Raw genomic sequence first — 14,013 nt, forward strand, 5'->3', positions numbered from 1 at the left:
CCCTCCCGGGTCCCACTGGCCACGTCCCGGGCACCGCCCTGAGCTTGCGAAGGGTGGGGAGGACGGGGTCCTCGTTCAGCCCACCCGCTCGCCCACCGGCCGGGCGGCGGTGGACAGCCGGCGGGCGGTGTCGACGAGCGGGACGTGGCTGAAGGCCTGCGGGAAGTTGCCGACCAGGCGCCGGGCCCTGGGGTCGTACTCCTCGGACAGCAGGCCCAGGTCGTTGCGCAGCCCGAGCAGCCGTTCGAACACCGCGCGGGCCTCGTCGTGGCGGCCGAGCAGGGAGTAGTTGTCGGCGAGCCAGAACGTGCAGGCGAGGAAGGCGCCCTCGCCCGGCGGCAGCCCGTCGGCGGTGTTGCCCGGCTGCTGGGTGTAGCGCTGCACGAAGCCGTCCCGGAGCAGCTCGCGTTCGATGGCGGCGACGGTGCCGCGGACGCGGTCGTCGGTGGCGGGGAGGAAGCCGACCAGGGGCACCATGAGCAGCGCGGCGTCGAGCTCGGCGGAGCCGTAGTACTGCGTGAAGGTGCCGCGCTCGGCGTCGAAGCCCTCGTGGAGGATCTGCTGGCGGATCTCCTCGCGCAGGCCGCGCCACCGGTCGACCGGGCCGGGCAGGCCGAAGTCCTCGACCGCCTTGACGCCGCGGTCGACGGCGACCCAGGCCATGAGCTTGGAGTGGGTGAAGTGCTTCGGCCCGCCCCGGACCTCCCAGATGCCCTCGTCGGGTTCGGTCCAGTGCTCCTCCACGAACCGGAGCAGCTCCAGCTGCAGCGTCCAGGACGGGTCCTCCCGCTGCAGCCCCGACCTGCGGGCCAGGTGCAGGGCGTCCATGACCTCGCCGTAGACGTCGAGCTGGAACTGCTTGGCCGCCGCGTTGCCGATCCGCACCGGGTTCCCGTCGTAGCCGGGCAGCCAGTCGGCGACGTACTCCTCCAACCGCCGCTCCCCGGCCACCCCGTACATGATCTGCATCTCGGCCGGGTCGCCGGCGACCGCCCGCAGCAGCCACCTGCGCCACTGCGCGGCCTCGGTCGAGAAGCCGCAGTACAGCATCGACTGCAGGGTGATGGTGGCGTCGCGCAGCCAGCAGAACCGGTAGTCCCAGTTGCGCACGCCGCCGAGCTGCTCGGGCAGGGACGTCGTCGCGGCGGCGACGATGCCGCCGGTGGGGGCGTAGGTGAGCGCCTTGAGGGTGATCAGCGAGCGGTGGACCGCCTCCTTCCACTCGCCGTCGTAGGTGCACTGCGCCATCCACTCGTGCCAGTACGTCTCCGTGCTGTGCAGCGCGACCATCGGGTCGACCGGCAGGGGCGTGGGCAGGTGCGAGGCCTGCCAGGTGAGCACGAACGGCGCCGCGAACCCCTCACCGACGCTGAAGTCGGCGACGGTGGCCAGGTCCTGTCCCCGCACCTCGACCGGTGTGCGCAGCCACACCGCGTCCGGCCCGGCGACGGCGACCAGCGCGCCGCCCTCCCGGTAGACCCAGGGCACCACGTGCCCGTAGTCGAAGCGCAGCCGCAGGTCCATGCGCATCGGCACCCGTCCGCGCACGCCCTCCACGATGCGCACCAGGTCCGGGGCCTCGCCCCGGATCGGCATGAAGTCGGTCACCCGGACCGTGCCCTCGTCGGTGTCGAACTCGGTCTCGAGCACCAGCGTGTCCTCGCGGTAGCGGCGACGGGTGGCCCGCACCGGCACGGCCGGAGCCAGCAGCCAGCGGCCGTGCTCCTCGGTGCCCAGCAGCGCGGCGAAGATCGCGCCCGAGTCGAAGCGGGGGAAGCACAGCCAGTCCACCGATCCGTCCCGGCCGATCAGGGCGGCGGACTGGGTGTCCCCGACGACGGCGTAGTGCTCCAGGGCCAGCGGCACGACCCGACCTCCCCTGCCTAGGCCTGCATCTCGAGCACGACCTTGACGTCCTCGGCGTGCCGCTGCAGGGCGTCGGCGTACCCGTCGAGGGGCACCCGTCGGGTGATCAGCCGCTCCAGCCACCCCGTGTCGGCGTCCGCGAGGGCCTGCGCGGCCTGCTCGTAGTGCGCCCGGTTGGCGTTCACCGAACCGAAGATCGCGTCGTTCTCCAGGACGATCTCCCGGCCCAGCGCCCCGGCGTCGACCGTGACGTTGCGGCCCCTCGGCGAGACGCCGGTCAGGCAGACGACCCCGTCGTGCCCGGACTGGTAGAGCACGTCCATGACCACCGACGGGACGCCGGAGCACTCGACGATGACGTCCGGCGCCAGACCGATCTCGCCGATGGGCTGCGTGTGGTACTCGGCACCCAGCGCCCGGGTGAGCTCTGGCTTGACCCCGTGCTCGACGACGTCGAGGACGTGGACCTCCAGGCCGCGCTGCACACCCAGGAGCGCGGCGAGCAGACCGATCGGCCCGGCGCCGGTCACCGCCACCGTCCGCGGCTCCCAGTGCACCCGGTGACCGATCCGCTCGATGTGGTCCCAGGCCTTGGCCACCACCGTGGTGGGTTCCAGCAGCACCCCGACCTGCGACAGCGCCGGGTCCAGCGCCACGGCGAAGTCCGGGGAGATGCGGTAGCGCTCCGAGGCGTAGCCGTGCAGTCCCTTGATGCCGCGTTCGGTGTACCGGCCGTTGCGGCACATGTCCCACTCGCCGACCGCGCAGTTGGCGCACGGCACCGGGTCGGGCCGCCGGACGATGCCCACCACGAGGTCACCCGCGGCGAAGCCGGAGTCCGCCGGCGCCTCGGCCACCCGGCCCAGCGACTCGTGCCCGATGACCAGGTGGTCCTCGCCCGGGGGTGCCTCGCCGTAGTCCCCGGCGGCGATCTCCAGATCGGTCCCGCAGATCCCGATGGCCAGGGTCTCCACCAGCAGCGGCCCGTCGGCCACCGGTGGCTCCGGCACGTCCTGCACACCAGCCGAGCCGGCCTGACCCGGCCGGACCGTCAACGCCCGCATGCCGTGCCCCTACCCCGCGCCCGGGCCGCGGATGCGCCCGATCCACCCACGGCGACGGCGGATCCGCGCGATCATGACCGCGTGCCCGAGCTGCCCGAGGTCCAGGCGCTGGTCGCCTTCCTCCAGGAGAACGCCGTCGGGCGGGTCGTGACCCGCGTCGACCTGGCCGCCGTCCAGGCGGTCAAGACCTTCGACCCGCCGCTGTCGGCGCTGGGTGGGCTGGAGCTCACCGGCGTCACCCGGCACGGCAAGTTCCTCGACCTCGACGTCTCCGGGTTGCACCTCGTCGTCCACCTGGCCCGGGCCGGCTGGCTGCACTGGCGCACCGGGCTGCCCTCCGCCCCGCCCAAGCCGGGCAGGGGGCCGCTCGCGCTGCGGGCGCACCTGGCGCCACTGGACGACGACCCGCCCGCTCCGGGCTTCGACCTCACCGAGGCCGGCACCCGCAAGAGCCTGGCGGTGTACCTGGTGCGCTCACCGGCGGAGGTGCCCGGCATCGCGCGGCTGGGCCCCGACGCGCTCGCGGTCGACCGGGACACCTTCACCCGGCTGCTGGCCGGGCGGTCCGGCCAGCTCAAGGGGGCGCTGACCGACCAGACGCTGCTCGCCGGCATCGGCAACGCCTACTCCGACGAGATCCTGCACGCCGCGCGGCTGTCGCCGTTCAAGATGGCCGACAAGCTGACCGACGACGAGGTGGTGCGCCTGTACGACGCGGTGCGGGGCACGCTCACCGACGCCCTCGAGCGCCAGGTCGGGCAGAAGGCGGCGACGCTCAAGGGCGAGAAGCGCTCGGGGCTGCAGGTGCACGCCCGCACCGGCCTGCCCTGCCCCGTGTGCGGGGACACCGTCCGCGAGGTCAGCTTCGCCGACACCTCGCTGCAGTACTGCCCCACCTGCCAGACCGGCGGCAGGCCGCTGGCCGACCGCCGGCTGTCCAAGCTGCTGCGCTGACCGTCCCGCGGTCACCTCGGGAGCGCGGGACCCGACCGGCCGGTGAACGCGAGGAAGCGCTGCTGCACGGGCGCGTCCTCGGGAGCGGGCAGCGCCGGGCCGAGCCCACCGGGACGGCGCAGCAGGGGCTCGTTGGCCTCGCCCCACGCGAGCACCGCGGCGGTGAGGTCCTGCGGGAGGACGACGTCCTGGCCGGTGGCGGTGGCGAGGTCCCAGGTGTGCGCGAGCGTGTCGAACGGGAAACCGGCCAGGAAGGTGGCGAACCGGACCGGCCCGAACGCCCGGGTGGGGATGGTGCGCTCCAGCGTCTGCGGAGTGAGCAGGGGCCGGGTCCGGCTCCGCGCGGCCGTCCAGGTGTCGACGGGGTCCTCCCCGGCCAGCTCCCGCGCGGGGGGATCGGCCGGGGTCGGCGGCGGGTCGCCCTGCGCCCAGGCGGCGAGCAGGCGCTGCCCCCACACGAGGTGACCGAGCACGTCGGCCGCCGTCCAGCCCGGGCACGGCGACGGGTCGGTCCACCGGCCCGGGGCGACTGCGGCGACCACCGCGTCGATCGTGGCGCCGGCTTCGTCGAAGGCGGCCAGCGCCGCGTCGGGGGTCACCGCCCGCAGGTCGGCCGGTCCGCCGGGCGGGCGCGCTGCGGCGGACGGAGAGACGTCGGTCATGGCCGCTCCCGCGGGTGCCGGGCCAGGGGGGTCCGGGATCGTGCCGAGCGGAACGGCACCCGGGTCATCGGGCTGTCCATCACGTTCCGCTGACCGTGCTCGCGGTCGGCTCGGCGGACCGCTCCCGCAACCAGGTCGTCCACCGTGGCTCGTCGTGCTGCGCGATCGTGGATGCCTCGGGGCCGTGGACGTAGAGCCACACCGAGACGCTGATCTGATCACCGGTGCCCTCCGCGGCGAGGAACGCCGTGCCCGGGGCGGGCTCGTCGAGCAGCAGGTGGAGCCGGCTCCCGGGAACGACGTCGCTGACGGTCCCACCGAGCGGCGGGCTGCCCGGCCCGCCGTGGACCCGCTCGCCGGGCTGCGGGGACTCCGGCAGGGCCAGGGCACGGAGGAGCCCGGTCCAGGCGTCCTGCCGCGGGCCGGCCCACGTCGCCGTGGGCAGCAGCGGCGTGCCCGTCTGACCGGGGAAGTGCTGCTGGTGCAACTGGAGGTTGCGCAGGAACAACCGCCAGCCCTCGGTCATGGCGTCGTACTGGTCGTCCCACGGACCGCCGTCGCCGAAGCCGGAGTTGACCAAGCGGACGACGCACGAGCCGCCGTCCCGCGCCTCGACCAACCACTCGAACGCCAACCCCGGCACGCCCTCGCCGTCGTCGAAGACGACACGGTGCGGCGGATCCCACTCGGCCACCCGGCCCTCGACCCGCATCTCGTCCCCGGGCCCGAACCTCGACACGCAGACGCCGCCAGCCCGCGGTTCGACGGTGGTCGGCACGTACCAGGAGGTGATGCCGGGGCCGGACGCGATCGCCTCCCACACCTGCTCGGGGGTGCCGGTGACCACGACCGACAGGTCGATCGTGCGCCGCTGCTCGCTCATCCGCCCTCCTCGTGGGTCTCGCCGGACCGCGCCGGCCTCGGGTGCGCCGCCACGACCAGCCGGTACCAGCGACCCGCCGGCGCCGCCTCGTCGTGGTAGCGGCCGGCCAGCGCCGTCACGGCTTCGGCGAGGCCGGCCGTGAAGGCCGCGCGGTCGGCGGGGGTCGCGAACCTGATCTCGGTGTCGATGGCCAGCGTCGGCAGCGTGCGGCCGGTCGCCGCCGCTCGCCGGCTCTGCGCCGCGACCTCGCGGACGAGTCGGGCCGCGAGCGCCACGAGGTAGCCGGCCGACAACCGGTCGGTACGCCGCGGATCGGCGGCGACGGCGCCGACCGCGCCGGGTGAGACCACGTACGCCGCGGCGCTCGCGCGGAGCACTCGCTCGGTCAGCCCGCGCCGCGGCCGCTCCTCCACCAGCTCGACCAGGCCGTGCGCCTCCAGCGCCCGCAGGTGGTAGTTGACCCGCTGCCGCGGCAACTCCAGCGCCGCCGCCACCGTCGAGGCCGACCCCGGCTCGCTGAGCGCCGCCAGCACCTGCGCGCGGGTCTGGTCCAGCAGGGCGATCGCCGCCTGCGGATCCTCGACGACCTCGACCTCCCGCACCCGCCCAGTGTCGAATTGACAGGAATTGTTGTCAATAGCCGGTGCGGGTTCGCGGCAACCGCGCCCGCCACGGAGTCGGAGGCGTGGTCAGGAGGCCCGGCGCGTCGCGGACAGGGCCGAGGTCCAAGGCCGCGGTACTAGTCGTCCTGGCGGCGGGCGGTCAGCCAGGAGGCGGCTCGCGCGACCACGGAGCTGTTCACCCCGGCGTCGTCCTGCTCGCCCGGCACGTCGGCGAGCGAGCCGACCGCCGTCCACCAGTCGGTCAGCGGCGGGGGCGCCAGGACGTCGACCCGCTCACCCGGGCGCGGCACGGCCACCCGCACGTCCGACCGCTGGGCCGCGGCGCACAGCCGTAGCACCGGCTCGGCCCAGCGGTGGAAGGCCAGGTTGAACGTCGCCCAGTGCACGGGCACCAGCAGGCCGCCGCCGAGGTCGCCGTGGGCGCGCACGGCCTCCTCCGGATCCATGTGGATGTGCGCCCACGCGGGGTTGTAGGCGCCGATCGGCAGGAGGGTCAGGTCGAACGGACCCAGCAGCGCGCCGATGCCGGCGAAGGCCGGGGTGTAGCCGGTGTCGCCACCGAAGAAGACCCGGTGCTGCGGGCCGGCGACGACCCAGGAGGCCCACAGCGTGGTGTCGCGGGTGAGGAACCGCCCGGAGAAGTGCCGCGCCTCGGTGCAGGTGATCGTCAGCCCGGCGACGCTGGTCGCGCCGTCCCAGTCCAGTTCGACGATCCGCTCATCGGGTACGCCCCAGCCGCGCAGGTGCGCCCCGAGGCCCAGGGGCACGACGAACTGCGCGGTCTGCGTGCGCACCAGCCCGCGCACCGTGGGCAGGTCGAGGTGGTCGTAGTGGTCGTGCGACACGAGGACGGCGTCCACCGGGGGCAGCTGGTCCAGCGGCAGGGGCACCGGGTGCAGCCGGGTCGGGCCGATCAGCGGGGACGGCGAGACCCGCTCTCCCCACACCGGGTCGACGAGCACCCGGCGCCCGTCGACCTCGATCAGCGCGCTGGAGTGGCCGAACCAGGTGACCGCCAGCTCGCCCGCCTGCGCCGACAGCTCCGGCCGGGCCAGCGGTACCGGGGAGGCCGGGCGGCCGGAGTGGCGCTCCTCGTGCATCTGGCGGAGCAGCCCGCGCTGGGCACTGGCCGAGGGCAGCGCCGGTGTGGCCAGGCGGTTGTGGAACCGGCCCTCGGAGAACTGCGGGGAGCCGGCGGCGTACGGGCGCACCTGTCGCCGGCTGGCACCCAGCGCGGTGGGCAGCCCCCAGGCGGCGCGGACCACCCAGGTGGCGGGCCCGGCGAGGGTGGCGGCGAGGGCGAGCGCGGCGCGGCGGGACGCAGGGGAGGGCACGACCGCCAGCATCCCAGCCGTCGGGACCGGACGGCGCCGAACCCGGGAGGGGTCGACGTCCTGCGCCGGGTCGGGGAAGTCTGCCCACCCGCGCCGGACTGGCCGAAGCCAACTGTTGCTGTCCTGTAATGAGAGGGTACTCCCGTGACCGGCGACGACGTGCTGCTCGCGCTCACCCGCGCGGTCGTGGGTCTGTCGACCCGCGCGGCCGGGCAGGTGGGCGGCATCTCGGTCCACCAGTTGCCCGCGCTGACCGTGCTGTGCGAGCAGGAGGGGACCGAGCTCGCCGAGCTGGCCCGCGCCCTCGGGATCACCGTCTCGACGGCCAGCCGGCTGGTCGACCGGCTGGTCGCCGCCGGGCTGGCCGACCGGCAGCACTCGCCGCGGACCCGCCGGGAGGTCGTCCTGCAGCCCACGGCGGCCGGTCGGGCCGTGCTGGAGCGCTACGACGCGCTGCGGCTCACCGCGCTCCGGGCGGCGCTGGAGGCCCTCCCCGCCGCTCGCCGCGACACGGTGCTCGCTGCGCTGGACGAGTACGGGACGGCGCTGCGGACACCGCCGGCGCCGCGCCCGGCCGAGCCGGAGGGCGGCGACCCGGCGTGCTGGCTGCACCGGGTCTGCCCGGCGTGCGGCCGGCTGGCCGACGAGGACCCGCCCACCCGGTGCGCCGCCTGCGGGGAGCCACTGCCCGAGGAGTGAGCGCCCGGTCCGAGCGTGGCCCCTCGGGCGGCCTCCCTGCAGGGCCCGAGACGGGACCGGTGGTGCCCTGGAGGGGGCCTCTCAGCCACCGTCGAGGCGCGCGTCCCCGCTCCGGGGGCGCGTGCCTCGACGGGTGTCGGGGGTGCCGTCTGCGGATGATCAGCTCAGCTGATCGTCCGGCGTCCTGGCTCGGTGTCGACGGTGAGCCAGGACGCCGGACCGTGAGCTGAGCTGATCATCCGCGAACGGCCGGGCGGATCGGCCGCGAGCGAGCTGGTCGCCGGCGGTCAGGCGGCCCGGGCGGGGGCGGCCTCCGGCGTCAGGACGGCGTCGACGGGTGCGGGGGCTGCCACGACCGGGACGGCGCGGTGCATGCGGCGGTGGCGGACGGCCCAGCGGCTGACCAGGCCGGTGAGGACGACCAGCCCGGCGACGAGCTGCTCGCCGGGCGCGGTGACCGCGACGGCGAGCGCCGCGGCGTAGACCGCCGTGAGCAGCACGGCGGGGACGGACAGGTGCACGGTGGGCTCCTCGGGCAGAGGGCGTCCCGCCGGTCGGCGGCCGGGTCGGGTGCGGACCGGGCCGCCGGCGCGGCGACGGCGCAGGACGGGCTGGACCGGCTCAGGTGAGCAGGTCCTTGGCCTTCTGCAGGAACGACTGCCCCGGCTGCTGCGGGGTCCCGAACAGCCGCGGGTCGCCGGGCGGCAGGATCGGCGCGTCGGCGGTCGCCTCGATCGGCTGCGCCGTGAACTGGGCGCGACCGTCGACCGCCGGCCCCGAGGCCCACCGGCCGGCCGTCGCCTCGGGGCCGTCGGAGGCGTCGATGAAGGCGTAGCCGAAGTTGTCGGGCTCCTCCTCCAGCGGGAACGCCTCGGGCACCGGGATGCCCTCGAGGCCGTCGGCCTTGAGCTCCTCGGCCGCGGCGAGCCACTGCATCTGGTGCATGTGGTCGCGAGCGATGAGGAACTTGAACATCTCGTGCACGCCGGGGTCGTCGGTCATGTTGTAGAGGCGGCACACCTGCAGCCGGCCCATCATCTCGGCGGTGGCGTTGTACTGGAAGTCGGCCAGCAGGTTGCCGCTCGCGGTGACGTACCCGCCGCTCCACGGCACGCCCATGCTGTCCTTGTAGTAGGCGCCGCCGCCGTTGACGATCGCGTGCTGCGGGTTGGTCTGCCCGTACGCGGCGGCGGCCTCGTTGGTGCGGTCGGCGGAGTCCGGCTTGAGCGGCTGGTGGTCGAGCAGCCGGTCGATCATCGTCACGATCATCTCGACGTGGGCCAGCTCCTCGGTGCCGATGGCGAGGAGCATGTCCTTGTACTTGCCGGGCAGCCGGCAGTTCCAGCCCTGCAGCAGGTACTGGGTGGCGACCGTCATCTCGCCCCACTGGCCGCCGAGGATCTCCTGCATCCGGCGGGCGAACGTGGCGTCCGGGCCGTCGGGCTTGGCCTCGTACTGCAGGGCGTGGGTGTGGGTGAACACGGGTTCTCCTCGCGTCGTCGTGAGCACCGCCGGTGCGGTGACACGAGGGGGATGCCCGGTGCTGGTGGCCCGCCCGTGCCGAGCCCTGGCCCGCCCGTGCCAACCTGCGCGTCGCCCCCTGCAGGGCCTCCCCGAGGGCGGCCCCCTCCCGGGTACCACCCCGAGCTCGCGAGGGGTGGGGAGGAGGGGGTCCTTCTGCCGAGCCTGCGAGGGGTGAGGGGGACGGGGTCCTCCCACCTGCACGGGGGCCAGGGTCCTTCACCGGTCGGGCAGCTGCACGGTGAGGGTCAGCGCGTCGCCGTCGCGGTTCCACACGACCTGGCCGCCGAGCTCGCGGGTCTGCCGCTGCACCGACCACAGGCCCAGCCCGGTCAGGTCCGGCGGCGGGACCTCGGTGCGCAGGTGCCCGACCAGCCGCTCCGGACGGACGACGGCCTGGGTCAGGGCGAGGTCGACCCAGCCCGCCCGGCAGGTCGCGGCCAGCCGCACCGCGGCGCCCTCCCCGTGCCGGTGGGCGTTCTCCAGCAGGTTGGTGAGGATCCGCTGCACCCGGGCGTCGGCCACCGAGACCTCCTCCGCGCCCCCGCCGAGCTCGACGGTGAGCTGGGCGGCCGGCAGCCCGGAGGCGGCCACGGACGCGCGGACGACGTCCCCGAGCCGGCGGGTGCCGGGCGCGCGCGGCGCGGCCCCGCCGGTGGCGGCCGCCGTCCGCAGCATCGAGGACAGGTGGGCGGTCTGCGCGCGGGCCAGCGCCAGCACCTCGCCCGGGTCCGGCGCCGGCCCGCCCGGTGGGTCCCCCAACCGGCCCAGCGACCCCAGCAGCGCCTCCAGCGAGGCCAGCGGCGTGCACATGTCGTGGCACAGCGCCTGCACCAGCGCCTCGGGCGGGGTGGGGACGTCGGACCCCGCGGACCGCGGGCGGCCCCGCAGCAGGCGGCGCAGGCCGGGCAGCAACCCGGGCGACGGGATCGGGGGGTTGGCGACGAGGGTCATGGGCACCTCCGGAGTGCGTCCGGTCAGCAGCGCCGGCGCGGCCGACCGCCGGGGAGAGATGGAGTTGACCGACGCCGGTGCTGAGCGCCGTCCCTCGGTCGACGTGGTGCTGGTCGACGACCACCCGTTGTTCAGCCGGGGGCTGGCTCTGCTGCTGCCCCGCGTCAGTGACGGGCGGGTGAGGGTCGTGGGGACGACGGACGACGCCTCCGCGGCGGCCGCGCTGGTCCGCCGGCACCACGCCGACGTCGCCGTCGTCGACCTGCACATGCCGCCGCCGGGCGGGACGCGGGCGATCGCCGCCATCCGCCGCGCGGACCCGGTGGTGCGGGTCGTGGCGCTGTCGGGGCTGCCCGAGGCCGACGCCGCGTTCGAGGCGCTGCGGGCGGGCGCGGCGGCCTTCCTGCCCAAGACCGCCGACCCCGAGGCGCTGGTGCGCCCGCTGCTGGCCGTGCTCGACGGGTGGTCGGTGCTGCCGGAGGACCTGCTGCGCCAGTTGCTCGCGGACGCCGCGCCGACCGGGGAGCTGGGCGTCGCCGAGCGGCTGACCGCCGACGAGCGCCGGCTGTGGCGGCTGGTGGCCGAGGGCGCGAGCACCGTGGAGATCGCCACCGCGCTGCACGTGTCGGAGCGGACCGCCAAGCGGCTGGTCGCCGCCCTGCTGCGCACCCTCGGGGTGACCACCCGGGTGGAAGCCGCCGCGCTCGCCGGCCGCGTGAACCTGGGCCGGACCCCGCTCTCGCAGGGGTGAGCCGCGCTCCGACGCGGGCTCGCAGGTCATCGCCGTTCCGGTACCCGCGACGGTCGCCGGCCAGTCGCGGACCGGGTCGCCGCAGTGAGCCGCGTCACCCGCGGACGGCGGCGGTCCTCACGGGAGCGGTCCTCGTCGAGCTGCCCGCGGGCCGGCTGCCGGCCGGCGCCCCGGCCGGTCCGTCCAGGAACGCAGGCCGCGCGCCCACGTCCCCGACGACGCCGCCGCGGTGAACGCCGCGACGTCCGCGGCGGCCATGTCGACCGCGGCGTAGCCGCCGCTGCCGGCGCCCACGCAGGCCACCACCGTGGCCAGCCCGGCACGCCGCTGGAACGGGCTCTGCCGCACCTTCCAGCCCACGACCGCACGGCGCTGCAGCACCGCCTGCTCGCGCACCAACCACCCGCTGCGCACGCTGAACGACCGCGGGCCGGCCCGGTGCCCGAGCGCCCGGTAGCGGCCGGTGCCCGCGGGCACGCCCAGCACGGTCAGGACGACGCCGGGGACCGGCGCCCACCACCAGCCGAGCGCGGCCGCGACCGCGACGCCGAGTGCGGTGACCAGCACCCCGCTGGCCAGGGAACGGACCAGCCGTCGGCGCAGCGCCGCGGGCGGATGAGCGGTCAACGGGCCGGGGTCCTCGACCAGCCGGTCCAGCAGCGCAACGGCCGTCGTCCGCGGGCCGAGGGGCAGCAGCTGGCCCCGCCGGCTCGCCTGGCCGAGCCCGGTGACCAGGGCGTTGACCCGGGCGGCACCCACCCACCGCATGCCCAGGCCCTCGCTGAGCGTGCCGCCGCGGATGCGGTCGACCTCGAGCTCGGTGTGCCGCCGGGTGAGCAGCCCGCGGACGGCGACCAGCGACCCGCCGCGGCGCAGCAGCCGGAACCGCCAGTTCACGACCGCGGCGCCGACCACCGCGGCGAGGGCCAGCAGCGGCACCGCGGCGACCAGGGCGGCGACCAGCACCCGGGGGTCGGAGACGTCCGGTCCCGGGACGGCGGGGATGACGGCGTCGGGCAGCTCGTCGAGGAACCGGAACAGCGTCCCGACGGCGGCCAGCGGGACGACCAGGTAGCTGCCGACCAGCGGCGCGTAGAGCAGCCAGCGGGGGTCGGAGCGGGTGAGTTCCTCCTCCTCCGGGGGCTCGGGCTGCCCGTCGTCCCCCGGCGGCGGCGCGGTCGCCGGCCGGTGGGCCAGCAGCCGCGCACGCAGCCGGTCGCCCTCGGCCCGCGGGACGCCGTCGACGAGCAACTCCTCCTCGTCCGCGCCGACCGAGCCCGCGGCGGCGTCGATGCGCACCCGCACCAGGCCGAGCAGCCGGTGCAGCGGCGGGGTCTCGACCTCCACGCCGCGGATGCGGTCGTTCGGCACGGTGCGCACCGACCGGGCCAGCAGCCCGCGGGTGACCACCACCGCGGTCGGCCCGTCGGCGTAGCCGAACCGCCACCAGGACAGCGCGGCCGCGGCCAGGGACAGCGCGGTGACCGCCGCCGCGAGGAGCACGATCGTGCCGACGCCGTCGTCCAGGCCGACGACCGCCGCGACCGGGATGAGCAGCGGCACCAGCTGGCGGGCCTGCCGGAACGTGGCGGTGTGCACCAGGACCACGCGCGGCGACGTCCGCCGCACCTCCCCCGGGGGCCTTTGTGGCCACGATGGCCGCCCCGGTCCGCTCACGTCACCTCGTCGCGGACCAGCTCGGCCCGGTGGGCGAGGTCGTCGGCGACCCGCTGCGCGACGTCGGCCTCCAGGTGCGGCACCCGCACCGTCCCCTGGGAGGACGCGGTGAGCACGGCGACCGAGGCGAGGCCGAACAGCTGCTGGAACACCCCGCGCGTCACGTCGACGGTCTGGATGCGGGAGATCGGCACCAGCGTCCAGGTGCGGGTGAGCCAGCCGGTGAGGGTGTACACCGCCTCCTCGGTGACCTCCCAGCGGTGCACCCGGTAGCGGACCCACGGTCGCACCCCGATCGCGACGACCGCGTACCCCAGCACCAGGGCCGGCAGCACCCAGCGCAGCACCGGCACGGGGCCGTCGTCCGGCACGAGGAGCAGGAACACGGCCACCAGGACGCCGGAGGACAGCGTGCCCAGCACCCCCTCGGTGACCCACAGCCCGATCGCCGAGCGGGACAGCGACCAGGCCGGGTCGCGGACGGGCGCGGCGGTCTCGGCGGTCATCGCCGTCCATCCTGTCAGCGCACGGCCCGTCGGCTCGGCGGGGCGGTGTCCGCGGCCCGGGCTGCGCGCCGACGCCGGCTCCGACAGCCCCGGAGCGACCGGCGACGTCCGGTGCCGTGCTGGCACGATCGTCCGGTGCCGCGCTGGCACGATGGGGTGCGTGATGCCGCAGCAGGTCCCGACCGTGCCCGCCAGCGAGGTCCCCGAGGATGCCGTCGTCCTCGACGTCCGGGAGGACGACGAGTGGGTGGCCGGCCACATCGAGGACGCGACCCACATCGCGATGGGGGACGTACCCGCCCGTCTCGACGACCTGCCCGAGGGCGATCCGCTCTACGTCACCTGCCGCGGTGGCGGCCGCTCGGCGCGGGTGGCCGCGTGGCTGAACGCCAACGGCTACGACGCGGTGAACGTCGGCGGGGGCATGGGGGAGTGGGAGGCCGCCGGCCGCCCCATGGTCAGCGAGACCGGCCAGCCCCCCTTCGTCCGCTGAGGAAGGGCCCTCCTGCAGGGCCTCTC

General features: G+C 75.8%; 15 protein-coding genes. 4 read left to right on the forward strand and 11 right to left on the reverse strand.

What is annotated here, in order from left to right; genetic code table 11:
• Nucleotides 1-75: 75 nt before the first annotated feature.
• Entirely contained in the window at nt 76-1,866 is a 1,791-nt protein-coding gene (locus tag DQ238_RS14430; protein WP_113781970.1) for a glycoside hydrolase family 15 protein, read from the reverse strand.
• Between the two features lie 17 nt (nt 1,867-1,883).
• Entirely contained in the window at nt 1,884-2,876 is a 993-nt protein-coding gene (locus tag DQ238_RS14435) for a glucose 1-dehydrogenase (RefSeq protein WP_199506353.1), read from the reverse strand.
• A gap of 135 nt (nt 2,877-3,011) precedes the next feature.
• Between DQ238_RS14435 and DQ238_RS14440 the strand changes: the two genes are divergently transcribed.
• The gene (locus DQ238_RS14440) at nt 3,012-3,884 is read left to right on the forward strand and encodes an Fpg/Nei family DNA glycosylase (RefSeq protein WP_113781972.1); all 873 of its coding nucleotides are present in this window, start codon (nt 3,012-3,014) and stop codon (nt 3,882-3,884) included.
• Between the two features lie 11 nt (nt 3,885-3,895).
• On the opposite strand, the gene DQ238_RS14445 is transcribed toward DQ238_RS14440, so the two are convergent.
• The 4 genes from DQ238_RS14445 to DQ238_RS14460 form a co-directional block, all read right to left on the reverse strand.
• On the reverse strand, nt 3,896-4,546 hold the full coding sequence (locus DQ238_RS14445) for a TIGR03086 family metal-binding protein (protein WP_113781973.1): 651 nt from the start codon (nt 4,544-4,546) through the stop codon (nt 3,896-3,898).
• Nucleotides 4,547-4,625: 79 nt separating this feature from the next.
• Nucleotides 4,626-5,429 (reverse strand): SRPBCC domain-containing protein, encoded by an 804-nt coding sequence (locus DQ238_RS14450; protein ID WP_113781974.1) that lies wholly within the window; start codon nt 5,427-5,429, stop codon nt 4,626-4,628.
• The gene (locus tag DQ238_RS14455; RefSeq protein WP_113781975.1) at nt 5,426-6,031 is read right to left on the reverse strand and encodes a helix-turn-helix domain-containing protein; all 606 of its coding nucleotides are present in this window, start codon (nt 6,029-6,031) and stop codon (nt 5,426-5,428) included. Before DQ238_RS14455 ends, DQ238_RS14450 begins: the two co-directional genes overlap by 4 nt.
• A gap of 137 nt (nt 6,032-6,168) precedes the next feature.
• Complete coding sequence (locus DQ238_RS14460) at nt 6,169-7,386, reverse strand: MBL fold metallo-hydrolase (RefSeq protein WP_233495972.1); 1,218 nt, start codon at nt 7,384-7,386, stop codon at nt 6,169-6,171.
• Between the two features lie 144 nt (nt 7,387-7,530).
• Here DQ238_RS14460 and DQ238_RS14465 point away from each other — a divergent pair, with 144 nt between their 5' ends.
• A complete protein-coding gene (locus tag DQ238_RS14465) occupies nt 7,531-8,085 on the forward strand; it encodes a MarR family winged helix-turn-helix transcriptional regulator (RefSeq protein WP_113781977.1) in 555 nt (184 codons plus the stop codon).
• A 287-nt stretch (nt 8,086-8,372) separates the two neighbouring features.
• On the opposite strand, the gene DQ238_RS14470 is transcribed toward DQ238_RS14465, so the two are convergent.
• The 3 genes from DQ238_RS14470 to DQ238_RS14480 all read right to left on the reverse strand — a co-directional run bounded on the left by DQ238_RS14470 (nt 8,373) and on the right by DQ238_RS14480 (nt 10,560).
• Entirely contained in the window at nt 8,373-8,606 is a 234-nt protein-coding gene (locus DQ238_RS14470; protein ID WP_113781978.1) for a hypothetical protein, read from the reverse strand.
• Nucleotides 8,607-8,706: 100 nt separating this feature from the next.
• A complete protein-coding gene (locus tag DQ238_RS14475) occupies nt 8,707-9,567 on the reverse strand; it encodes a manganese catalase family protein (RefSeq protein WP_113781979.1) in 861 nt (286 codons plus the stop codon).
• A 258-nt stretch (nt 9,568-9,825) separates the two neighbouring features.
• Nucleotides 9,826-10,560, reverse strand: a complete 735-nt coding sequence (locus tag DQ238_RS14480) for a HAMP domain-containing histidine kinase (RefSeq protein WP_113781980.1) — start codon at nt 10,558-10,560, stop codon at nt 9,826-9,828.
• Between DQ238_RS14480 and DQ238_RS14485 the strand changes: the two genes are divergently transcribed.
• Nucleotides 10,559-11,311: a response regulator transcription factor gene (locus DQ238_RS14485; protein WP_233495973.1), complete on the forward strand. Its 753-nt coding sequence runs from the start codon at nt 10,559-10,561 to the stop codon at nt 11,309-11,311. The two genes, DQ238_RS14480 and DQ238_RS14485, sit on opposite strands and share 2 nt — an antisense overlap.
• 117 nt (nt 11,312-11,428) lie before the next feature.
• Here DQ238_RS14485 and DQ238_RS14490 read toward each other — a convergent pair whose 3' ends face one another.
• Nucleotides 11,429-12,919, reverse strand: coding sequence for a PH domain-containing protein (locus tag DQ238_RS14490; protein ID WP_233495974.1), 1,491 nt, complete (start codon nt 12,917-12,919; stop codon nt 11,429-11,431).
• Between the two features lie 65 nt (nt 12,920-12,984).
• Nucleotides 12,985-13,494 (reverse strand): PH domain-containing protein, encoded by a 510-nt coding sequence (locus DQ238_RS14495; protein WP_113781982.1) that lies wholly within the window; start codon nt 13,492-13,494, stop codon nt 12,985-12,987.
• Between the two features lie 163 nt (nt 13,495-13,657).
• Here DQ238_RS14495 and DQ238_RS14500 point away from each other — a divergent pair, with 163 nt between their 5' ends.
• Complete coding sequence (locus DQ238_RS14500) at nt 13,658-13,987, forward strand: rhodanese-like domain-containing protein (RefSeq protein ID WP_233495975.1); 330 nt, start codon at nt 13,658-13,660, stop codon at nt 13,985-13,987.
• The last annotated feature ends 26 nt before the right edge of the window (nt 13,988-14,013 follow it).

It is taken from the genome of Geodermatophilus sp. TF02-6 (assembly GCF_003319115.1).
GTDB lineage: Bacteria > Actinomycetota > Actinomycetes > Mycobacteriales > Geodermatophilaceae > Geodermatophilus.